Genomic DNA, 21525 nt, shown 5'->3' with positions numbered 1-21525 from the left:
GATGGAGTCACGATTGGGCACATATTCTTATCCTGTTGCGATTGACGATAAAGATCGCATCAAAAAGCTGAAAGAATTTGAGGTTCTCAACGAAAAAGAAGAGCCGGCATTTTCGCGTCTTACCGAATTGGTTAAGCTGTTTTTTAATGTGCCTATGGTGACCATCACCTTTATTGATGAAGAAACTCAGTATTTAAAATCGCCCATTGGATTGGGGGAGATTTGCACCACTTCTCGGGACATTGCCATTTGCAATTATACCATTGCCGGAACTGAGGTATTTGTGGTGCCTGATTTGGCACTAGACCCGCGCTTTACGCCAAACCCTTTGGTCAGTGAAGAGCCGTTTTTACGGTTTTATGCTGGCGCGCCCATTATGCTCACTGAAAATAACAAAACGTTTAAGCTTGGCTCGCTTTGTTTGATTGATATTGAGCCGCATTTTGATTTTGATGAGAAAAAAATCAGGCTGCTTGAACAGTTTGCCACCATGGCAGGAGATGCGCTGCTACTTCAGCGCAAGCAGCGCAGCGCCAAACATGCCAATGAGATGAAGTCGGAGTTTTTGGCGAACATGAGCCATGAAATCCGAACGCCGATGAATGGCATTATGGGCATGGTCGAGATGCTTGATGACACGACGTTGAGCGATGAGCAGCGCGATTGTGTTGACAACATCAAAGTTTCCGCTGAGCACTTATTGTCGATCATCAATGGTATTTTGGACTTATCAAAGGTTGAATCGGGTAAAATGACCATTGATAAAGTCCCGATGAATTTGGCTGACCTTTGTAACGAAGTGGTGGGGTTGTTTGCGGTTAAAGCCCGTCAGCGCGGTCTCACCCTTGATTATCACTATACCGAAGCCTTGTCGCCTTACGTTGAAGGTGATCCAGTTCGCTTAAAACAAATCATTGCCAATTTGGTCAATAATGCCATCAAGTTTACCCGTGAGGGCGGCAGAGTCAGTATTCATGTGAAGCACGCCCCGCACTGTCATTGTACGGCTTGCGAGACCGAAGGAGAGGTCAGTCACAGTAGTGATTATTGTGGAGATATGACCGTTTGTATTTCAGTCAGTGACAGCGGTATTGGCATCAAACCTGAATCGCTTGACGCGATTTTTGATGCCTATAACCAAGCGGACAAGTCAACGCATCGGCTTTATGGTGGTACAGGGCTTGGCTTGTCGGTTTGTAAGTCACTTGTTGGGCTGATGGGCGGTCATATTTGGGCAGAAAGTGTGGTGGAAGAGGGCACGACCTTTAATATCTTACTGCCGCTGCCCACCCTTGAAAAGGCGGAGTTTGAAAGCTGGCAATATGAAGATTTGATTGAGCCACCAACCCAAGGTGAGCAAGCCGGTCATGTGTTACTGGTTGAGGACGACACGGTCAATGCCATTATCGCCAAAAAAGCGTTAGAAAGTTGTGGTCATCACGTGACCTTGGTCACCGACGGTCAACAGGCCATTGAGGAATTTGCCGCCCATCCAAAAGACTTTGATGTGATTTTAATGGACCATTACATGCCGGTGATGAATGGCGTTGAGGCCACCATTAAGCTTCATGAAATGTTTGCCGCTGAGGAGTTGCCGCCGATTATCGCGTTGACTGCCAATGCGATGGATGGCGAGCGCGAAAAGTATTTAGAAGCAGGAATGCAAGATTACTGTACCAAACCCTTTAAAAAAGATCAGTTAAATGCCTTGGTGCAATATTGGCTGATTTATAAGCAAGCCATGCAAGGCGCGGCTTCGGACACGCCCGAGCTATAAACTTGTTTGTAAATCACTTTTATAAAAAAACGCAAGCTCAATAAAGCTTGCGTTTTTTATGGCGCTTAGATTGAGCTTGGCAATCAGTTAACGCGCGTTTGATAATCACCGGTTCGGGTATCCACGCGAACCACTTCGCCTTGCTGAACAAATAACGGCACGCGAACGACCGCGCCGGTTTCAAGTTTCGCCGGCTTGCCGCCGCCGCCTGAGGTATCACCACGAACACCAGGGTCAGTTTCGGTGATTTGCAGCTCCACAAAGTTTGGCGCGCTGACAGATAACGGCACCCCGTTAAACAAAGTTAAAGTGCAAAGCGCGTTGCTGTTGTCTTTGAGCCACTGAGCGGCATCGCCAATCGCTGCTTTGTCTGCTTGCAGCTGCTCAAAGCTTTCAGGGTGCATAAAGTGCCAAAACTCGCCATCGTTATACAGATAGTTCATTTCGGTGTCCATCACGTCCGCCGCTTCTAAGCTGTCGCCGGATTTAAAGGTTTGTTCAAGCACTTTTCCTGAGCGCAAATTACGCAATTTGACGCGGTTAAACGCCTGACCTTTTCCCGGTTTGACAAACTCGTTATCAATAATGGCGCAAGGGTTGCCATCGAGCATTACTTTAAGACCGGCTTTAAATTCATTGGTAGAAAAACTTGCCACAAATCACTCCTAGGGGTAATAAACAGAATAAAAATAACGAGATGCGCCATTTTTTGATAGCAAGATTGCAATCGGCGTATAATGTCGGTTTTTATTGCAATTAGGCTGTCATGATAAACCATTTAATCACACAAAAAAACTGGCAATCGCAATTATCCGAAGCCATAAGCGATGTTAATGAGCTGTTTTTGCTGTTAAATCTTGATCCTAGCGAGCACCAGCTGTATCTGCCCAAACATTTTCAGCTTCGTGTCCCAAGAGCGTTTGTTAGTAAAATGAAGGTCGGTGACCGCAATGACCCCCTGTTAAAGCAAGTGCTCCCTGAGGTTCAAGAAGCTATCGAGGTGACGGGGTTTGTCAGCGATCCCCTAGGTGAGGTCGGTCAAAATCCGATCGACGGCTTATTGCATAAGTATCAGTCACGCGTTTTGATAACCTTAACGGGAGCTTGCGCCATTCATTGTCGCTACTGCTTTCGTCAGCATTTTGATTATCAAGCCAACTTACCAACATCGCAAAAACAAGCGGCGATTTTGGAGTATATCCAAGCCCATCCTGAGGTAAATGAAGTTATTTTAAGTGGTGGTGACCCTTTAAGCCTGAGCAATCGGCGCTTATTTGCTTGGCTGGATAAGCTTGAAGCGCTACCGCAATTAACCACAATTCGCCTGCACACAAGGCTGCCCATTGTGATTCCTGATCGACTGGACGCCGCTTTACTTGAGCGCTTAAGCCAAAGCCGCTGCCAAATTGTCATGGTCATTCACTGCAATCACCCAAACGAGATCGATAATGCCACCAAACTTGCGCTAAAACGGACGCAAGCTTCGGGCGTGACCTTATTAAATCAAGCCGTTTTATTAAAAGGCATCAATGACACTGTTGAGATTCAAAGTGCTTTGAGTAAACATTTATTTGATAGCAATGTTATCCCTTATTACCTGCACCTGCTCGATAAGGTGGCGGGCGCGGCGCACTTTCATATCGATGAACGGCAAGCCTGCGCGCTGTACTGGCAACTGCTGGCAAAACTGCCCGGATATTTGGTGCCAAAGCTGGTCAAAGAACTGCCGAACCGACCGTTTAAGGTGCCCATTGACATTTACAAAGATGACAGGGCACCTCAATATAATAGTTAAGATAGTAGTCAAGGTGTGTTAGTATAACGCGGCAGTATAATTCGGCAATTGTCATTAATTAATCAGCGGCTAAGTGCTAAAAAAATCATGATTGCCAACAGTAAGATAAGGAATACGCAACGGTTTTTTATAAATTATTGATCATAAATAAAATTATCACCGAAAGTCAGTTTTGAGTAGGATGATAACGACGGTGAACAAGGAGTGAGAACCATGAAACGATCAACTTTTCAGGACTATTTCATAACAAAAGCGCCTTTGCCGTCAGCCTTTCCCGAGGATGTAGAGAACAGTATCCAACAGCTTTTGCAGTGGGCGGCAAGCCTAACCATGTTGCCAGAAGATGAGCAGTTCAATGAAATTGAGACCATCTTAGCCGAGCTGCAAAGTAAGCCGATCGTTGATGCGCTGCGCTTAAAGCTGATGGATATTGTGATTGGGGCTGCCAATCAGTTGATTGCCAGTCTTCGGGGTCATTATATTCATGAGTCAGGACCATTAAGCGCTGAGCAGCTGTTGATGGTCGAGCAAGTCAAGTCATTATATCAGCAGATGTTGCCGATTTTTGATGGCGTTATTGAGCGGGAGCGGCGCCTTGCCATTCAAGCTGCCAATAATCCTGCTGAGTCTAAATCCCCAAAGCGTTCAAACGCTTCGGTTTGGGGCTGGTTTAAGCCCAGTACCGAGAACGATCAGCCGTTGGTGTTAGCTTGTGCCATTTATCATGCGCTTGCAATTCATCAAAAGCTGCATTATGAGTTTGCGCTTTGCTATCAAAAGATCCCTGCGGAGTCTTGGCAAGCGATTCATCATTTGTATTCCGAAGCTTGCCGCTTTGAGGTTACGCATGTCAATTTAAGCATGCAAATGGTCATTAAGACTGCAATCAATATTCATCAGTTGTATTGCCAAATTTGTTTGCACAGCCTTTTGAATGTGATTGCGATGCGCAGACCCAGTATGCTGCTGATTCAGCGCTTGCTTCCTGAGTGGGCGTCTCATATCAATGCTTCATTTGCGCCGCAATCGGCGACCCGAATTTTTGTGGACTTAAACAGTCACAACCCCCCTGAGTACGTGTCAACGGCGTCTAGCATCAATCCGTATTCTGATGGTCACTGTTGTTTATTCATTGAGCTTGAGCCTTTAGCCGAGTATCTGCGGCTGCGCCAAAATACGCTGCTATTGATGAATACCAACTTGACCGAATACCGCTTGGTCACTAAGATTTTGATGGCGATTTCTCATCGTTATTTAGATCGCTCCATAAAAGCGCCTTCTAAATATAGCCCCAAAACGCGCGCCACCATCGTCACTCGCTTTAACGACATTCATTTTCATGCCGCAGGAAAGCAGGCGCTGATGGACTTGATTGCGCTTCATGATCTGTCTTTAGATTATTTGCCGCAATATGATACGGCTCCCAAAAAAGATGCAGAAAATCATAGCTTTGAGGTAGAGATACTCAATCATCAAGGCGCGATGTCGCAATTTCGAACACTGCGCTTGCTGACGGTTCAAGATGTTGCCGCTTTTGAGCAGTTAGTTACCAAAAAAAACCGAAATCAGAATTTGATAGCGCCCATCACCCCGCCTTTAAATCAAATTTTTGAGCCCATCAGCTTAGATGAGGCACAAGCAGGTGAAGAAGCGGTGCTAGAAAAATTTTTAGCCACAGCGCCGCCGCACCTACAAATTATGAATCTATTTTTGCTCACCGAGCATAACGCTTCACCGCCCGCAAACGCGCTTGGCTTGATCCGCTGGTTGTCACTGGAAGATGAGTTTATTGAAGCTGAAGCGCAAATTTTAGGTCATTCGCCAACTGCCTGTGCGCTGCGGGTGGATGAGCGCGACAGCCGGAAACAAAACTTTGTTCCTGCCTTGTTGCTAGCTGCCGAAGAGGCGCTTGGCACCAATTGTAGTTTGCTTGTCCCCTCCTATCACTTTAAAGCTGGGGATAAAGTGGTGATCCGCTTAAATGACAAACAAAAAACGCTTCGGCTGCAAGAGGTGATCTTAAGCACGGAGGAGTTCACGCAGTTTGAAGTGATCCGGTTATAACCACTTGAGCCATAAAAAATATATAGAGTGGCGGTTTATCAATGAAACCGCCACTTTTTTATGCTAATAAAGTTTTGTTGCTGATTATTACCGAAAGGATATGGTATCGTAACATAATTTTAACTAAACTTAATCAGTATCAAGTCACGCTGATCTGTCAGCTTGCGGTCATAGCAAGAGTGATTATACTATGTCAATTATTATCCTATTTTTATTGTGGAATTGCTGATTAAAGCGTTGTCCCAAGCTGATTAAAATAAACAAGGCCTGATATGCGAAATAACGCCCAATTGGACTTATTAGTAATTGATGAAGACCAGCTTTATGCTGAGCGCTTGGTCGGTTTGCTGCAAGCTTATTATGACAAGGTAAATTTAGGCTTTTTAGATGACAAAGAGGAGCTGCTTAAGGCATTGCGGCACTCTTGGGACGTTTTGGTCTTTGGTAAGGCTTACGATTTAAAATTTACCGATGTCATCGGACTGATTCAAGAGCAAGGTCTTGATTTGCCCGTGGTGGGCTTAATGAGCGATGAGATGGCAGATACCGGTCGCAACAGCGATGGCTTGCCGGCAGTTATTGATGGCACGATGGTCAAAGCTTTGTTGGCGGACAAAGAAACGCAAGTGGTTATGGCAATTTGCTTGCAACATGCCAATGTACTCAGCCGCAGGCAACTTAAAACCATTCGCCATGTGTTGATGGAAGCTGAGCAGCGCGCCAATATTTTAATCAAAAACTCTAAAAGTGCGGTGGCGTATTTAGACCAAGGTATTCATATTTTTGCCAATGAGCCTTATTTAAAAATGTTTGGTTTTGATAGTGCTGAAGATATTCTGGGCGTTCCTGTGGTGGATATTATCGCCGGCGTAGATAATGTTAAAGGCTTTAAACATTTTTTGCGCCAGTTTGAAAAAGGCAGCCGTGATCAGGTGGAGTTTAAATTTGAAAGCCGGCGCACCGATGGCAGCACCTTTGCTGCCAAATTACAGCTTGCGGCGGCAACCCTTGATGGTGAGCCGGTCACCCAAATTATCATTCAGCAAAATAATGACCTGAATGCAGAGCTTGCCAAGCGCCTCGCCGCTGCCGAACGCCAAGACAGCTTAACCGGACTTTATAACCGCCGCGGCTTTGAAGATCAGCTTGACAAGCTTTATCAAGAGGTGATTCATGATAAAACGCGCGGGGCGCTGTTTTATATTCATTTAGATAATATTGGTAAAATCAGCTCAAGCCTTGGTATTCAAGGGGTGGATGCCACTTTAAAGCAAGTTGGCTTCACCCTTGAAGAGATGGCTGAGGACGGTTTGGTCAGCCGCTTTAGTGACACCGCTTTTACCATTTTAGTTGAAAATTATACCACCCAAGCGCTAACTGAGCTTGCCTCTCGCATCAACGAGCGCATCAAAACGATGCTGATCGAGGTCAATGACCGCACCACAAGCACCACGGTAAGTATCGGTATCGTCAAAATTGATCCCAATTCTGCTGAGCCTACCGTACTGCTTGAACGGGCGTTAGACGCGATTAATGATGTCAATATTGCCACCAAAAATCACGGTGATGCTTATCATTTATATGACCCAAGTGAGCATGCCAACAGCGATGATGACGCCTTAGCCGAAGCGTTAATTGATGCCATCAGCAACAATCGCTTTGAGCTGCGGTTTCAGCCGATTTATGATATTGAAACGGATCGCAGCGACTTTTTTGAGACCTATTTGCGCCTGCCGCTTAGCGATAGCAACAACACAGTGCTAACGCCGGATCAATTTATGTCAGTTGCTAAAACCCACGACCTCAGCGAAAAAATTGACCGCTGGGTTTTAATTAACGCCTGTAAGCGTTTAAGCGAGTTTCGCCGCAGTCATCCTGAGGCAAGGGTATTGGTACAATTGACCAGTGCGTCTTTAACAGACAAGCGCTTGCCAAGCGTTGCCACGCAGCTGATTAATGCCGTTGGCGGTGCGCCTGCTGCCTTAACCTTGCAGTTTAATGAGCAAGACGTCAGCAATCATTTAACCGTTGCTAAGTCTATATTTTCAGCGCTAAAAAGTAACGGCTGTCAGGTGGGTATCAATAACTTTGGCACCTCTCCCAAATCTCTTGAGATTGCAAGCTTTGTTCGACCTGATATGATAAGACTGGCGCGCAGTTATATTGAGGGCATTAACAATCATGAGAACTTGGAAACGGTCAAGTCCTTAGTTACCCGCGCCAATGAGCTTGGCAGTGCCGTGTTGATGCCTTATATTGAGGATGCGGCGACCATGTCGGTATCTTGGAGCGTGGGCGCGCGCTATTTGCAAGGCTACTATCTTGAAGAGCCAAGCCCTACCATGAGCGTTGCTAAGTCTTAAGAGCGCGCCAAATAAATTAAGAAGGTTATGTTGACGATTTATCCTGTGTTACGGCTAGTTTTTTGTTCTGTAGTGGGTTTGACGGTGTTAAGTGGCTGTGAAAAACTGCCACCAGACTACCGCCCTGAAGTCAGCTTGCCGGTATTTACCGAAGGTGATGCCGATAACGGGGCGCTGATTTATGATGAGGCTTGCGCCCAATGTCATCAATTAAAGGCAGGATTTAATAAAAAAGGCCCGCAATTGATGAACATTTATGGTGCAAAAGCGGCGTTATTAAAGGATTACAAATACAGCAAAGCGCTCACTGAATCAAACTGGGTTTGGGATGCTAAAACGCTTGACCGCTACATTGCTGATGTGGATAACGCGCTTCCAGACTCAAAAATGCTTGCCGACCCCATGCCGGACGCCCGTGAGCGCGCCGATGTCATTGCTTATTTGTCCACCTTGCGCGAAGTGCCGCCGACGCTTGAAGAGAGCGAGGCGGTGAACAAAACGCTCAAGCGCCGACCACAAATGAAAAATGAAGCGGTAGAAATTATTGAGGGCGAACCGCCGGCACCGCAATTTTAATATCTTTTTCAATAACGGTTGCTAAAATGCCGTTTTAGAACAACAACTACAAGAAAAAAGCTCGGCTTTCTTATTTTTATAATAATAATTTGGTGTCTGTTATGTCGTATGACGAAGGTCTGAACAATCATTTGCCAACCTCAACGCCGGATTTGCAGGCGGTCGATTATCAAAACAGTCAGCAGCAAATCGCTCAGCTGCTGACTAAAATGAATGAGGTGATTTTAGACAAGAGCGATGTCGTGAAGCTGGCGCTAAGCTGCATTTTGGCAGGCGGGCATTTGTTATTGCAAGACCTACCAGGGATGGGAAAAACAACACTGGCGCAAGGCTTGGCGCAGCTATTAGGGCTAAGCTTTAACCGAATTCAATTTACCAACGACATGCTGCCGGCGGATATTTTGGGAATGAGCATTTATGACCCCAAGTTGATGACGTTTAGCTTTCGAAAAGGTCCTATTTTCACCCAGTTGCTGCTTGCCGATGAAATTAACCGCTCAAGCCCCAAGACGCAAAGCGCGCTGCTTGAGGCGATGGAGGAGCGTCAAGTCAGCCAAGATGGGCAAACCTTTGTGCTGCCTGTGCCGTTTTTTGTGATTGCCACCCAAAATCCGCTTCAGCAAGCCGGCGTTTATCCGCTGCCAGAGTCGCAGCTTGACCGCTTTTTGATGTGCTTGTCGCTTGGCTTTCCCTCGCCAAAAGCTGAGCGCGCGCTGCTGCAAGGTGAAGACAGGCGAGCGTTGTTAAGCCATTTAGCGGCGCTGATGGATGTGAGCGCCGTTCAGCAGGCGCAATTGGGCGTTCGCCAAGTGTTTGTTGCCGATGTGGTGCTCGATTATTTGCAGCGGCTGGTTGCCAAAACGCGAATGAGCTCGGAGTATCATGGCTTATCACCGCGCGGGGTGTTGTCGTTGCAGCGCGCCGCGCAAGCTTATGCGTTTGTTTCTGGTCACTCCGAGGTGACGCCCGAGGACATTCAAGCGGTATTTGCTGCCGTGAGCAATCACCGCTTGGGGCAGCGCTTTATTCCGGCGCATGTTGGCGGGGCGGGGGCACTCAGCATTGCCGAGCGCATTTTGGCGGAAGTTCCCGTTTAAGGAGGCGGAAGTTTTGAAATCGCCTTTTTTATCAACGGTCATGGCGCAGTGGTTTGCCAAGCGTGCGCCAAAAAGTGACCGCGTTAAGCTCAATTTGCGCAGCGTTTATATCTTTTTTAGTAAAGAAGGCGCGCTGTTTGCGGTTTTGCTGGTCATCACCTTTATCGCCGGTGTCAATTATGCCAATAACCTCGTTTTGGGGCTGTTTTTTTATTTAGCAAGCGTTTGGTTTATCAGCTTTCACCTCACTTTTACTCACGTATCAGGACTCAAAGTTGAGCTTGTTGACATCACTACCGCAGAAGTTGGCGCGCCGGTTTGGGTGACCATTAAGCTGATTAATGATGCTCGGCAACCGCGAAGGCAGCTGCTATTAAGCTTTGATGTTGATAAAAAATCTGAAAAATCAGCGCCAAAAGCAAAAAACAACCCCCGTCTGAATCAAGACAAGTCACGCGTTCTTGTGCCGGAGCTTAAAAAAGAAGCAGAGGTTCGTCTTGCTGTTCCCACCATCAACCGCGGAAAGCTGACCCTGCCACGGCTTATTATCAAATCGACGTATCCGCTTGGCATTATGCGGGCGTGGTCTTATGTCTATTTTGCCAAAGTGACTTGGGTGACGCCAAAGCCAATGGCTTTTGATTGGCAAACCAAGTTTGTGGCGGCACAAACGAGCGACAGCGCGGTCAGTGGGCGTTCAATTCAAGGTCAAGATGACTTTGAGCAGCTGTCAAGCTATGTGGAGGGCGAGTCGCTAGCACGGGTATCTTGGGCGCACGTGGCGCGCGGTCAAGGGATGCTGACCAAGCATTTTGCCGACCCTGTTGGTCAAGAGTTTCGCTTGGATTATGCGGATATGCCGGCAAGCACCCATGAGCAAAAGCTGTCGCAGCTTGCCTTTGGGGTCAATGAACTTGACCGGTTGGGAACGCCGTTTCAATTGGTGCTACCGGATGCGGCTGCCGCGCCGATTGGTCAAGGCGCGCAATTTACGCAAGCATGCTTGCTAAGGCTTGCTAAAGCGCCATGAAGTCTATTTTTTCAAAACCTAAGTTAGCAGCGGATTTACGATTGCTGCAAAATGCTTCAAGCTTTGAGCGTTTGGCGTTGGGTCAACCTACGGCGCTAAGCGAAGCCGATAGTGCGGATAAAAGACCGTTATCCAAAATCAAAAAACTGGTGGCGCTTCCGGCTTATTATTGGGTGTTGATTTCGCAATTTGCGGTGATTCTGCCGCACGCCGCGCACCTGCCGCTTTGGCTGATTGGCTTTGCGGTGATTAGCATCATCGCCCAGTTACCCATTATCAAATCGCGATTTAAACAAGCCAAAGTGCTTAAGCGGTTGTACCAAGGCATGCAGATGTTTGGGTTTTTGCTTGGGCTGTTGGGGCTTTGGCTCACCTATCAAACCGGATTTGGTTTGGATATGGGGGTGGCGTTTTTGGTGCTGTGTTTGCTCAGCAAGCTTTGGGAATTGTACCGCTCGCGCGACGCTTACGTGGTGCTTAATTTATCGCTGTTTGTTCTTGCCGCCTTATTTTTAATGGATCAAGGCTTGATGACGACTTTAGAGGTCATCATCGGCACGCTAGCGGTGTTTTTGGCATTTATTGCGCTAAATGATGACGGCAACCAAGCCGGAAGCGGCAGGTTGCGAACGCTTGGGATATTAAGCATTTCAGCGTTGCCGCTTTTGGTGGTGCTGTTTTTATTTTTCCCAAGATTACCGCCGCTTTGGTCGGTTCAGCTGTCCGGCAATCAAGCAACGACGGGCGTGTCCGACAGTATGTCGCCAGGGGATTTTGCCAATTTGGGGCAGTCCACGGCGCTGGCATTTCGCGTTGATTTTAAAGGAGTACGACCCGACCAAAGCGAGCTTTATTGGCGCGGCTTGGTGTTTAGTGACTTTGATGGCGTCACTTGGCGACCGGACTATCAGCAGCAAGCATTTTGGCAATGGTCGCCCAACCGGCAAACGCCGCCTTGGCTGAATAATGCCCTTGCCACGGCTCCCGATAGCGCCAAGCTTGAGCCAAGCCGCTATGAGATTATTTTAGAGCCGACGCAGCAGCGCTGGCTGTTTGGGCTTGATTATCCGTTTTCGCAGCGCCCTGATGTGGCAATGACCTCAAATTTTACCTTGGTAACGCCGCAGCCGGTCACTCAGCAATTTCGCTATGAAGCGCTAAAAATTGCGCCAATGGTCATTGACCCGATATTAAGTGATGCCGACAGACGGCTAAATTTAGCCTTACCAAATTCAGGAAATGGCAAATCAAAACAATTGGCAGTTCAGCTATTTAACCAATCTGGCAATGACCCTGTCCGCTATATTCAGTCCATTGAGCGCTGGATTAATGGTTCAGATTTTCGGTATACCTTATCGCCGCCTAAGCTTGATCGCGACCGCATCGACAGCTTTTTATTTGGCACGCGCGCCGGATTTTGTGAGCATTACTCCTCAAGCTTTACCTTTATGATGCGCGCGGCAGGGATTCCGGCGCGGGTGGTGGCAGGATACCAAGGCGGCGAATTAAGCCGTGGCGGCAACGTTTGGGAAGTCCGGCAAATGGATGCCCACGCGTGGTCGGAGGTTTGGCTTGAGGGTCAAGGCTGGGTTCGCGTTGACCCGACCGCTTTTGTTGCCCCCGAGCGCGTTGAGCAAGGGATGGACGCCTTGACCCAATCGCGCGGCGCTTCGATGTTTGGCAATGGCGCAGGCGCGCAGCTTAGCTATCAGCAGTATCAGCTGCTGCAATCGCTGCGAAGGCTTTCTGACCAAGCAAGCTACTATTGGCAAAAAGACATCGTCGGCTACGACCAAGATAAGCAGTCCAATGCCCTGTTAAAATGGTTTCATATCAAAACCATCACCCAGCAAATCCTTTGGCTTGCTATTACCGCCGCAATCGTGATGACGCTGATTGCCCTTATGATTTGGCTTCGTCGGCGTAAATATATTCATCCGGCAGACAAATCATTGGTGATGCTCAATAAAGAAATCAGTAAAACCCATCCTGACTTATTAAAAATGGCTATTGAGGGGCAATTGGCTTGGTTAAAACGGCTTCAAGCGGCGTTATCAGCCGACAATGAGCCATTGCAAAGCGCGATTAATGAAGTCAGGAATACTTATCGGCAGTTGCGCTATGGCAGATTAAGTCAGCTTGAGCCAACAAACACCGATTACAAACACGCCCTTGAGCGTTTAAATAATCAGGTGAAAGCGCTGCAATCAAGACTGAAATAACGGCAAGTTTTTTAACTCATTGATATCTTTTGCGCCCAAAATAGCCATGGTGACTTCAAGCTCCTCAAGCAGCAGTTTGATAACGTGGGCGGTACCAAGCGCTCCTGCCAATGCCAAACCGTAAATGTAACCGCGACCGATTGCCGCTGCATTTGCCCCAAGTGCCAACAACTTTGCCAAATTGCTTCCTGAGCGCACGCCGCCGTCCGCAATAATCACAAAATCATCACCAACCGCTTGGCGAATGGCGGGCAAGCACTGGGCAACAGGGCAAACATCTGCCAGTACGCGCCTGCCGTGATTGGAGGCAATAATCCCCGCGCAGCCGATAGCTTGAGCGCGCTTAGCATCGTCGCTGTCCAAAACACCTTTGAGTAATACCGGAACCGGACAGCGCGCCACAAGCCAAGCCAAATCCTCCCACGTTGGCGCTTCTGCCATTAATGTTGCCAAAGTTGGCGCGGCTTTTTGGGCAGTTGCTGGCAGATTAACCGCTTGATATTCTGGCGAAATACTTGCGCCCGAGCGCCGACTGACCGCTCGAACACCGGAATGCGGCGCATCAACGGTTAAGATAAGCAGCGACGCACCTTGATGAACCAAGTTCTCAATTAGCTGCAAATTATACTCACGGCGTAATTCAAACGCCTCGACCAATTGCTTTACGCTCAGCTCTTTTGTCGTAGGTAGCGGCTGCCAATACCACTGAACGGCGTTTGGCAAATTATCATTGACCAAAAGCTGAGCAAAGGGCGTAGTTCCTAAGCTGCTCCAAATACAAGGCGTTTGCAATAAATTTGCCGCCTCAAGCGTTGCCAGCTCCCCCATTGGGTGATAAAGCTTATGATGGGCAACGGGACTGAGCCAAAGCGGGTGCGGCAGGTGAAGGTCAAGCACGGCGGCGGAGTTTGGATTGTAAAGATGACACGCTAAATTTGGAATGGCAGGGCAGAGCACTTTTGGAACCCAAGACAGCTTATCTAAAGCGGCCGCATTGGTGTCTTGTTCTTGCAAATTATTTTCAAACAACAACGCCTGCATGGTTTGCGGCAAAAACTCACGAGCCGCTGCCTCATAATCGGGCAAGCTGACCAGTTGCTCGGGGATTTGTGACCAAAGTGGTTGCCATTGAGCGCTTGCCATATCAGCAGTCCGCCCAAAGCCGAAGCAAATTGTGATAGCTTTTATTAAGCGCGTCAATCTCACGGGCGACTGACTCAATTGCGCCCATTGATTGCAATTTTTGGCGCATTAAAATGTGGCTGATGTCCAAATCATGCAAAATTTGCCGCTGCTCATGGCTGCGAACCAAGCTTTGAACCCAAGTGACCAGCGCTAAGCGTTTGCCAAAGGTCACTTGATTGACGCGGTGCAAGGTGGTTGAGGGGTATAAAATGGCGTCGCCTGCCGCCAGTTTGATTTGATGGCTGCCAAAGCTGTCCTCAACAATCAGCTCGCCGCCCTCGTAGCGGTCAGGGTCACTTAAAAATAGCGTTAAGGACAAATCGGAGCGCAGCAGCTGATGGGTCTTAGGGTTTGGTAAAATGGCATTGTCCACGTGATTGCCGTAATGCTGACCGTTTTCATAGCAGCTAAATAGCGGCGGTAATATGGTTTTGGGCAAGGCGGCGGACATAAAAACCGGATGCTGCTTGAGCGCTTGCAAGCAAACTTCGGCGATTTGCTCATACTCCGGTGAGCTTCGGTCAAGCTGAAGGTTGTCCTTTTGATTTTTAGCGACCGCGCCTGCCGTTTGTTTGCCGTCTTGCCAATGAGCTTGCGTGCTTTCAAGCCGCTTGATGATTTGCTCAATTAAATCGGCAGGCAATACGTTTTCAATGACTTGCAGCATAATCCGCGCCTTGATTTGTTTTTGGTTTTTTTATTCAGCGATTGAAAATAACACAAGCCATAACCCCAAATGAGGTTATGACTTTTATGGTGAATGCGGTTTTAGCGCTTATCTAAATTTATATTTTAAACTGACTAGCGCATTTAACGGCTCGCCTAAGGTGACGCGACCGCCGCCGTTATTTAGCGTTTCAATATACTCTTTATCAAAGATATTATAAACGTTTAAGTCAGCAGATAACGCATCGTTGAAGCGATAAGAGGCATACGCATCGGCAACCCAGTAATCAGGAATGACGGGCATATTGGTGGTGCTCAAATCGGCATTGGGGTCAGCTTGGCGTTTTTGCTCACCCACATAGCGCGCGCCGCCACCGATGGTAAATTTATCGTTAATGTCGTAGCTGCTCCAAAGCGTTCCGGTCAATTCAGGCGACCAACGGGCAGATGCGCCTTCGGAGTTAATCCCAGTGGTGCCATCTTTGATTTTGGTTTTCATGGTTTGCAGTCCGGCGTTTAAGCGCCAGCGCGGGGTAATCTCGCCTTGAGCGGTCAGCTCAACCCCTTTGATGCTACGCTCACCAAACTGGGTATAAGTGTTAGTGGTGGCATCCAAAACGGCAAGCTCATTTTCATGAGTGGTGTCGTAGTAAGCTGCGCCTAGGCTTAAGCGGTCATTTAAGACGTCAATTTTACCGCCAATCTCAAAGCTTTTGGTGTCTTGCGGGTCAAAAATGGGGTTGCTGTTGGGGCTATTGCCACCGCGACCTGAGTTGGCAAGGCTAAAGTTGCTGCTACCAGGCGGCGTTTGCGACACACCGTAGCTGCCGTAAAGGCTAGATTTTTGGGTGGGTTTGTAAATAACCGCACCTTTATAGCTGATTAAGGTATCGCTGTCAGTCAGCTCACTGGTTTTGCCATCAGCGGCGATGTCTTCAAAGGTGGTGTGATAATTGTCCGCGCGCAGCCCAAGATTTACTTTTAATTGCTCATTAAATGATAAGGTATCTGAAACATAACCGGCAACCGTTTTGGTTTGACCTTTGGTTTTTGCGCCATTAAGTTCCATTTGGCTTTGTGGGGCATTGACATCGGGGTTATATAACAACGGATAATCATTAGTGTCAGGATTGCGGGCAAGACCGTGATTGACCTGTTTTTCGTGAAGCAGTTCAATTCCAGTGCTGATGTCGTGTGAGATGCTGCCGGTTTTGACATCAAATAAGTTAATGTTGGTTTGGTTGGCAAGCGTGGTGTTGCTGCGGTCAACGCCTTGGCGAATCGCGCGAACGCGCCAACTGTTTGGGTCAGCGGCGTTTAAGCCTAAGTCTTTAAGCGCGGCATCTTCAGTGACTTTTCCTGAATTGTCCACGTTAAGGGCGGTGTTGTAAGCGCGGTAAGGGGCAGAAACTTCGCGCTTTAAACTGCTGTCAGCGTAGCGGGTGGTGTTGGTCAGCTGTAATTTGTCGTTAAAATCATGCTCAACGATGAGGTTATAAAGCTGGCTGTCAACGTCTTCAAAGTCGTCTTTATTGCCGTAATAGTTGTTGCTATCGATAGCTGTCGCTGTGTTGAGCGCCTGGTTAGCCGCGTTGATTTCAGTGGCTGCTTGCGCTGCGGTAAGTTTGCCGTTTAGGGCTGAAACGTCAAGCTCAGACGCCTTATAGTCCGTGCGACCTTGGTAGTAGCCATCAAGACCGACCGTTGAGATGCCACCATCAGGAACATTGCGTTGGCGCAATAGCTCAGCGCCAGCGGTGACGCGTGTTGGCGTTCCAAGTCCCCAAGTGACGGACGGCGCAACTCCTAAGCTTTCTTTTTCGACCTCATCACGACCAACGACATCGCCTTTTTCGTACAATAAATTTAAGCGACCGGCGATATTACCATCAAAAACTTGGTTCATATCGGCAGTTAAGCGCGCTTTGGCGGCAGTATCAACGCCAAGTGTCACGGAGGAGTCGTTAAATGCTTTGGGCTTTTTGGTGACGATGTTAATCGCGCCTGCTGCTGCCCCGCGACCAACTTCAGTGCCGGTGACCCCTTTAGTGACCTCAACGGACTCCACGTTAAAGGTATCGCGGCTGACGGGGGAGATGTTACGAATGCCATCGACTAAAAATAAGCTGTCGCCTGAAAATCCGCGAAAGCTTATCGCATCGCCCTCACTGCTGCGACCGTTTTCGCCAAGCTGCATGGTAATCCCTGGCGTGTTTCGCAAGGCTTCTGCCAAACTGTACGCTTTTTGCTCTTCAATCAATGCCTCAGTGATGACTGAAACGGTTTGCGGCGTGTCCACGAGCGGCTGAGTATATTTGACGTTTTCAAGCTTGTCTTTTTTAAATTCAGTTTGAGCATCGGCATAAACATTGATGGTAGGCAAGGTGGCATTAGGGGCAGCCTCATTTCCTGCAGCAACTGCCAGTCCTGAAAATGCGGTTAAAGGTACGGCGGACGCCATCATCAGCGCTTGGGTCAGCGACGACTTATGGCGATTAAACGTAATAGGGGTTGATGGCTGTTTTGGCGCGGTAGAAGCATTGATTTCAGCGTTAAGTTTTGACAAATCCTTTGGCACAACTGTATCCTCAACATAGCTTTAAGTAAGCAAAAGTGTTATTACTAACGATAATTGTTATCATTATCTTTATTTTTGTTACATTTGCAAGCGCTATTTTAAACTCAAAAATTAAGCCATTGATTTGACATGCAATTTTTATGAAAAAACATTAAGAAAGGTTAAGAAAGTTAACTTTGAATTTTTTAAAGGCAAAAAAAGCAAAAGCCCCATAGATTTAGGGGCGTTAAGGTAAAAAATGAAATAAAACTGAAGCCGATTGTCAGTGACGGGTAGTGATAAATAACAGATGACCGATAACAAGTCATAAGTTTGGGCATGATGGGTGATTTTGCGCCTGCCCGCAGCGCGGAGCAAGCCGCGGCAGTATATTTAAAACCCCCTGCAGCGGCATCGCGGGGTCTGACACTCGCCCAATCGGCTCCAATCTGGGGTGGCAAAACTCAATCTAACAGCTGAATTTGCCAGTTGTGGGCTTGAATGACGATGTTAAGCTTGCGAAGTTGCATGGCAATGTCGTCGGCTTGTTTTTGTAGTGGCGCGGTGGCAATGGTTGCCGTCCAGCGGATTTCGCGCGGGCTGTAGCGTTCGGTATCGCTGTGAGCCGCCTCTATCGCGTCCGTTAACAGCTTATGGCGCATCTCAAGCTCGTCGCGCTTCACCAAAAGGCTCAGCATGGTTTCACCCGACTCAATTTTAGCAGCAGCATTGGTTCGGTGAATCCTTGCAATAAGCGTTGCTAACTCATCAACCAAATTTTCAGCGGTTTTAATCAGCTCATTGGGGTTTTCGCTTGGCGAATCGCCTTCTTGAACTTTGACGTTATTGGCAATGCGAGATTTCAGCTGAGCTAAAGTTTTTTGCAAATCGCTGCGGATTAATAGCGCTTCAGCAAGGGTCATAATACCGCCTTGATTATGAATTGTGATTCAGGTTTTTATCAGTTTAGCAGCTATCAATTGAAAAATAAATCAAAGCTCAAAGGTGCACTCAAGATCATTGCCTTCTGTATCATAAGTGTGGATATCAATCCCCGAATTGTTATAGATAGGATCAAAAAACTCATTCATATCTTTTGCAATAGCAAACCCGCTACTGGTACCGGCATTTGCATGATCGACAATGGCTACAACATAAAGCGGCTGATAGCCTTGTTTCTGCCATTTATAAAACTGCTGAGATATTAGATCGTCAGCAGAGGTTTCGCAGTTGGATCTTATTTGGGTCAGCTCGTTTACTCTAAATAAATCCTCAAGTCGGTAAACTTCTTTGCCTTCTTCGTCATCCATCACACCTTGCGCAGAGCCGATATCGATTAAGTGTGGTTGAGACTCGTCACCATAAGCTGAGATGCCGCCATAATCTGATAAGCTAGCGCCAATAGAATAAGTTGGGTCATTAGGGTCATATTCATTGCGTGCGGGTGTTTTTTGATGCCACTCTTTGATGTTTGGAAGCTTTGCAAGCGCTTGCCAGCTCCAATCCTCGCCTTCTTTTAGCGCCAAATGATCGGTCACGGCGGCAAATTTTGGGGCGTTTTTTGCAACCGCATCAGGCATTTGTGCGGTCGCCGAATTTTGATTAGCGACTACTGGCGCATCGGCATTTGCTGTTTGGTCATCGTTAGCAGTTTGCGATTTAACCGCTGGCGCGGCATCAGTTTGCTCACTTGTGGCTTCCTTTTTATCCGCGCAGCCGCTCAAAAAGAGGGCAGTCAATACCGCAAAACCAAAATGACGGTTAAGGTAAGTCATAGCAAAGTCTCAAGATAAGTTTGATTAATTGTCGCAACTGGGGGCTATCATAGCGCAATCAATTTATAAAAGAAAACAAAAGCTTGATTATTAGGTAGCTAAAGGCTCATTTTGGCAACCATGCTATTTGGTAATATCATCATTCTAAGGCATTCTTTTTCGTTATCATAAGCGCGTTTTTTTTTAGCCATATTTTTTATTTCAAATTCGTCCATTCATAGAAGGCAAAAGCCGCTGATTGATCAGAACGCCGCTGATTTACCGCCCTTTAAAAAACCAACCGTGCTGCTGTCCGCCCTTGCTTTGCTGTCCGTTGTGGCAAGCTTGGTGGTTTGTTTTATGGTGTTTAAAACCGTTTCCATTCAAGTGGGCTTGCTGCTTGGCATGGTGTTTGTTACTTTAATTTCGCGCCGATTAGGCTATAAATTTAACGATTTAATGGCGCTGATTAAAATCAGCATTGGTGAGTCCACCTTCGGGCTTTGGTTTTTTATTGCCATTGGGGCGATTATCGCGGCTTGGATGGCAGCAGGAACGGTTCCGGCGATTATTTATTACGGTTTGGGCTTTATTTCGCCGACGGTCTTTTTGCCGGCAGGATTTATTTTATGCACCATCACCGCGCTTTGCACCGGAACGTCTTGGGGAACGGTCGGCACGGTCGGCATTGCGCTCATTGGCACCGGTCAAGGTCTTGGCGTGCCTTTGCCGGTAACTGCCGGAATGATTATCTCAGGGGCGGTGACGGGTGATAAAATGTCGCCGGTTTCGGACACCCCAAACTTGACCGCCATGTCAGCAGGGGCAGATTTGTACGAGGCGATCAAAGCGATGGTTCAAACCATTGTTCCGGCATTTTTACTGACTTTAGCGCTGTTTATTTATTTTGGCATTCAATACGGCTCAGGCAGTGCCAATCTTGAGATCATCAGCGAAACTCGAAGCATTATTGCCGCCAATTTTAACCTTAATCCTTTGGTGATGTTGCCGATTGCGATTTTATATTTTAAATGGTGAGCTGTTCAAATCGTCCTTTGATAAAGTGGGATTAAGCTGAGCGATGCTGGCGCGAATTGTCAGTGAAGGCGGATTGATGTTTGCGCCATTAATGCCGTGGACGACGTTTGGCGCATTTGCCACCGCAACGCTTGGGATCGGCAGCTTTGCCTTTGCGCCTTATGCGTTCATGAACCTTTTAAGTCCGATTGTCTCGGTGGTGATGACCTATTTGGGATTGGCGGTGGTTTGGAACAATAAAAAAAATAAAGGCGTAAAAAAGTTTTCCGATGTCAAAATTTCTGAAGTTTCTTAAATTTAAAGATTAATAAAAAAAGCCCTAATTTTTTCTAGGGCTTTTTTTATGCAAAGATTGGTCATTTTTAAAAACTGCTAAATAGTGCTACACTTAAAAATTAATTTAGCTGTTTTATTAAATAAGACCAAAAAAGTTAGGAACGATAATCAATGAAAATCGTAGTTTTAGAATATTTAGGCATCAGTGCTGAGGCATTTAAAAGCATCTCAAAACCGCTGATCGATCAAGGTCATGAGCTGTTGGTGTTTGAGGATGGTAAGTTAGATGAGGAAACGATCAAGTCGCGGATCAAAGACGCGGAAGTTTTGGTGCTTGCCAATACCCCGTTAAGTGGTGAGGTGATTGCGGCTGCTGAAAAATTAAAATACATTTCTATTGCCTTTACCGGTTATAACCATATTGATTTAGAGACCTGTAAAGAAAAAGGCATTCGCGTTTCAAATGCCGCCGGCTACAGCACCAACTCGGTTGCGGAGCTGACGTTTGGGCTGATCATTGCGTTGCTGCGCAGCATGGTTCCTTTAGAAAAAGTAGTAAGATCAGGCGGTACCAAAGCTGGCTATCGGCAGCTTGATTTAAAAGGCAAAACGCTGGGCGTGCTTGGCACAGGGGATATTGGGCGCGCGGTTGCCGAAATTGGCTTGGCGTTTGGCTGTCAGGTGATCGCTTATAACCGTAGCGAAAAGCCTGAGCTGATCGAAAAAGGCGTTCAGTATAAGTCACTCGATGAGGTATTGGCAGAAAGTGATATTGTCAGCCTGCATATGCCGCTTACCGATCAGACCAAAGGTTTGATTGACGCTGATAAGCTTGCCCTGATGAAAGACAGTGCTTTTTTAATCAATACGGCAATTGGTCCTATTGTGGATAATGACGCGTTGGCAGAAGCGCTTCACCAAGGCGTCATTGCAGGGGCAGGTTTGGATCGTGTTGATATGGAACCGCCAATTCCTGCCGATTATCCTATTTTAACCGCCCCCAATACGGTTTTGCTTCCGCATATTGGCTATGCCACCGAAGAAGCTATGGTGAGACGAGCTGAAATTACCTTTGATAATATCGTTCAATGGGCAAAAGGTGATCAAAAAAATATCGTCATTTAA

17 protein-coding genes are annotated in these 21525 nt (G+C 47.2%); 11 read left to right on the top strand and 6 right to left on the bottom strand.

From position 1 onward, the window contains the following. Positions 1-13 precede the first annotated feature (13 nt). On the top strand, positions 14-1777 hold the full coding sequence (locus tag ACZ5XY_RS03410) for a GAF domain-containing hybrid sensor histidine kinase/response regulator (RefSeq protein WP_464742976.1): 1764 nt from the start codon (positions 14-16) through the stop codon (positions 1775-1777). 83 nt (positions 1778-1860) lie between these two features. Here the strand turns inward: ACZ5XY_RS03410 and efp are convergent, their stop codons facing one another. Further along, on the bottom strand, positions 1861-2433 hold the full coding sequence (efp, locus tag ACZ5XY_RS03405; protein ID WP_464742974.1) for an elongation factor P: 573 nt from the start codon (positions 2431-2433) through the stop codon (positions 1861-1863). A 110-nt stretch (positions 2434-2543) separates the two neighbouring features. Between efp and epmB the strand changes: the two genes are divergently transcribed. From epmB to ACZ5XY_RS03370, 7 genes are all read left to right on the top strand, one after another. Continuing rightward, positions 2544-3572 (top strand): EF-P beta-lysylation protein EpmB, encoded by a 1029-nt coding sequence (epmB, locus tag ACZ5XY_RS03400; RefSeq protein ID WP_464742972.1) that lies wholly within the window; start codon positions 2544-2546, stop codon positions 3570-3572. A 213-nt stretch (positions 3573-3785) separates the two neighbouring features. Beyond that, positions 3786-5636 carry a hypothetical protein gene (locus tag ACZ5XY_RS03395; RefSeq protein WP_464742970.1) on the top strand — a complete coding sequence of 617 codons (1851 nt, stop codon included), beginning with the start codon at positions 3786-3788 and terminating at the stop codon, positions 5634-5636. A gap of 272 nt (positions 5637-5908) precedes the next feature. Then, positions 5909-7999 (top strand): EAL domain-containing protein, encoded by a 2091-nt coding sequence (locus ACZ5XY_RS03390; RefSeq protein ID WP_464742968.1) that lies wholly within the window; start codon positions 5909-5911, stop codon positions 7997-7999. Positions 8000-8026: 27 nt separating this feature from the next. Then, positions 8027-8575 carry a c-type cytochrome gene (locus tag ACZ5XY_RS03385; RefSeq protein WP_464742966.1) on the top strand — a complete coding sequence of 183 codons (549 nt, stop codon included), beginning with the start codon at positions 8027-8029 and terminating at the stop codon, positions 8573-8575. Between the two features lie 101 nt (positions 8576-8676). Continuing rightward, complete coding sequence (locus ACZ5XY_RS03380; protein ID WP_464742964.1) at positions 8677-9672, top strand: AAA family ATPase; 996 nt, start codon at positions 8677-8679, stop codon at positions 9670-9672. A 13-nt stretch (positions 9673-9685) separates the two neighbouring features. Beyond that, positions 9686-10702 (top strand): hypothetical protein, encoded by a 1017-nt coding sequence (locus tag ACZ5XY_RS03375; RefSeq protein WP_464742962.1) that lies wholly within the window; start codon positions 9686-9688, stop codon positions 10700-10702. Next, positions 10699-12924, top strand: a complete 2226-nt coding sequence (locus ACZ5XY_RS03370; protein WP_464742960.1) for a transglutaminase TgpA family protein — start codon at positions 10699-10701, stop codon at positions 12922-12924. Before ACZ5XY_RS03375 ends, ACZ5XY_RS03370 begins: the two co-directional genes overlap by 4 nt. Here ACZ5XY_RS03370 and ACZ5XY_RS03365 read toward each other — a convergent pair. From ACZ5XY_RS03365 to ACZ5XY_RS03345, 5 genes are all read right to left on the bottom strand, one after another. Next, positions 12910-14067, bottom strand: a complete 1158-nt coding sequence (locus ACZ5XY_RS03365) for an alpha-hydroxy acid oxidase (RefSeq protein WP_464742958.1) — start codon at positions 14065-14067, stop codon at positions 12910-12912. The genes ACZ5XY_RS03370 and ACZ5XY_RS03365 overlap by 15 nt on opposite strands. A 1-nt stretch (position 14068) precedes the next feature. Next, positions 14069-14776, bottom strand: coding sequence for a Fe2+-dependent dioxygenase (locus ACZ5XY_RS03360; protein ID WP_464742956.1), 708 nt, complete (start codon positions 14774-14776; stop codon positions 14069-14071). 108 nt (positions 14777-14884) lie between these two features. Continuing rightward, a complete protein-coding gene (locus ACZ5XY_RS03355; protein ID WP_464742954.1) occupies positions 14885-17353 on the bottom strand; it encodes a TonB-dependent siderophore receptor in 2469 nt (822 codons plus the stop codon). A gap of 443 nt (positions 17354-17796) precedes the next feature. After that, positions 17797-18255, bottom strand: a complete 459-nt coding sequence (locus ACZ5XY_RS03350; RefSeq protein WP_464742952.1) for a DIP1984 family protein — start codon at positions 18253-18255, stop codon at positions 17797-17799. Positions 18256-18324: 69 nt separating this feature from the next. Then, the gene (locus tag ACZ5XY_RS03345) at positions 18325-19107 is read right to left on the bottom strand and encodes a hypothetical protein (protein ID WP_464742950.1); all 783 of its coding nucleotides are present in this window, start codon (positions 19105-19107) and stop codon (positions 18325-18327) included. A gap of 282 nt (positions 19108-19389) precedes the next feature. Here ACZ5XY_RS03345 and ACZ5XY_RS03340 point away from each other — a divergent pair, with 282 nt between their 5' ends. The 3 genes from ACZ5XY_RS03340 (at position 19390) to ACZ5XY_RS03330 (ending at position 21525) form a co-directional block, all read left to right on the top strand. Next, positions 19390-20124, top strand: a complete 735-nt coding sequence (locus ACZ5XY_RS03340) for a Na+/H+ antiporter NhaC family protein (protein WP_464742948.1) — start codon at positions 19390-19392, stop codon at positions 20122-20124. A gap of 76 nt (positions 20125-20200) precedes the next feature. Continuing rightward, positions 20201-20419, top strand: a complete 219-nt coding sequence (locus tag ACZ5XY_RS03335; RefSeq protein ID WP_464742946.1) for a hypothetical protein — start codon at positions 20201-20203, stop codon at positions 20417-20419. A 152-nt stretch (positions 20420-20571) separates the two neighbouring features. Next, on the top strand, positions 20572-21525 hold the full coding sequence (locus ACZ5XY_RS03330) for an NAD(P)-dependent oxidoreductase (protein ID WP_464742944.1): 954 nt from the start codon (positions 20572-20574) through the stop codon (positions 21523-21525).

Source organism: Psychrobacter sp. GTC18467, assembly GCF_055397455.1.
The sequence above is the reverse complement of the archived record's forward strand: the minus strand, read 5'-3'. Positions and strand labels throughout refer to the sequence as shown.

Excerpts from the sequence above, each read along its gene's own strand:
- epmB (WP_464742972.1), top strand. The coding sequence starts at position 2,544 with ATGATAAACCATTTAATCACACAAAAAAACTGGCAATCGCAATTATCC.
- ACZ5XY_RS03370 (WP_464742960.1), top strand. The coding sequence starts at position 10,699 with ATGAAGTCTATTTTTTCAAAACCTAAGTTAGCAGCGGATTTACGATTG.
- ACZ5XY_RS03345 (WP_464742950.1), bottom strand. The coding sequence starts at position 19,107 with ATGACTTACCTTAACCGTCATTTTGGTTTTGCGGTATTGACTGCCCTC.
- ACZ5XY_RS03395 (WP_464742970.1), top strand. The coding sequence starts at position 3,786 with ATGAAACGATCAACTTTTCAGGACTATTTCATAACAAAAGCGCCTTTG.
- ACZ5XY_RS03335 (WP_464742946.1), top strand. The coding sequence starts at position 20,201 with ATGTTTGCGCCATTAATGCCGTGGACGACGTTTGGCGCATTTGCCACC.
- ACZ5XY_RS03360 (WP_464742956.1), bottom strand. The coding sequence starts at position 14,776 with ATGCTGCAAGTCATTGAAAACGTATTGCCTGCCGATTTAATTGAGCAA.
- ACZ5XY_RS03350 (WP_464742952.1), bottom strand. The coding sequence starts at position 18,255 with ATGACCCTTGCTGAAGCGCTATTAATCCGCAGCGATTTGCAAAAAACT.
- ACZ5XY_RS03385 (WP_464742966.1), top strand. The coding sequence starts at position 8,027 with ATGTTGACGATTTATCCTGTGTTACGGCTAGTTTTTTGTTCTGTAGTG.
- ACZ5XY_RS03380 (WP_464742964.1), top strand. The coding sequence starts at position 8,677 with ATGTCGTATGACGAAGGTCTGAACAATCATTTGCCAACCTCAACGCCG.
- ACZ5XY_RS03390 (WP_464742968.1), top strand. The coding sequence starts at position 5,909 with ATGCGAAATAACGCCCAATTGGACTTATTAGTAATTGATGAAGACCAG.
- ACZ5XY_RS03365 (WP_464742958.1), bottom strand. The coding sequence starts at position 14,067 with ATGGCAAGCGCTCAATGGCAACCACTTTGGTCACAAATCCCCGAGCAA.
- ACZ5XY_RS03330 (WP_464742944.1), top strand. The coding sequence starts at position 20,572 with ATGAAAATCGTAGTTTTAGAATATTTAGGCATCAGTGCTGAGGCATTT.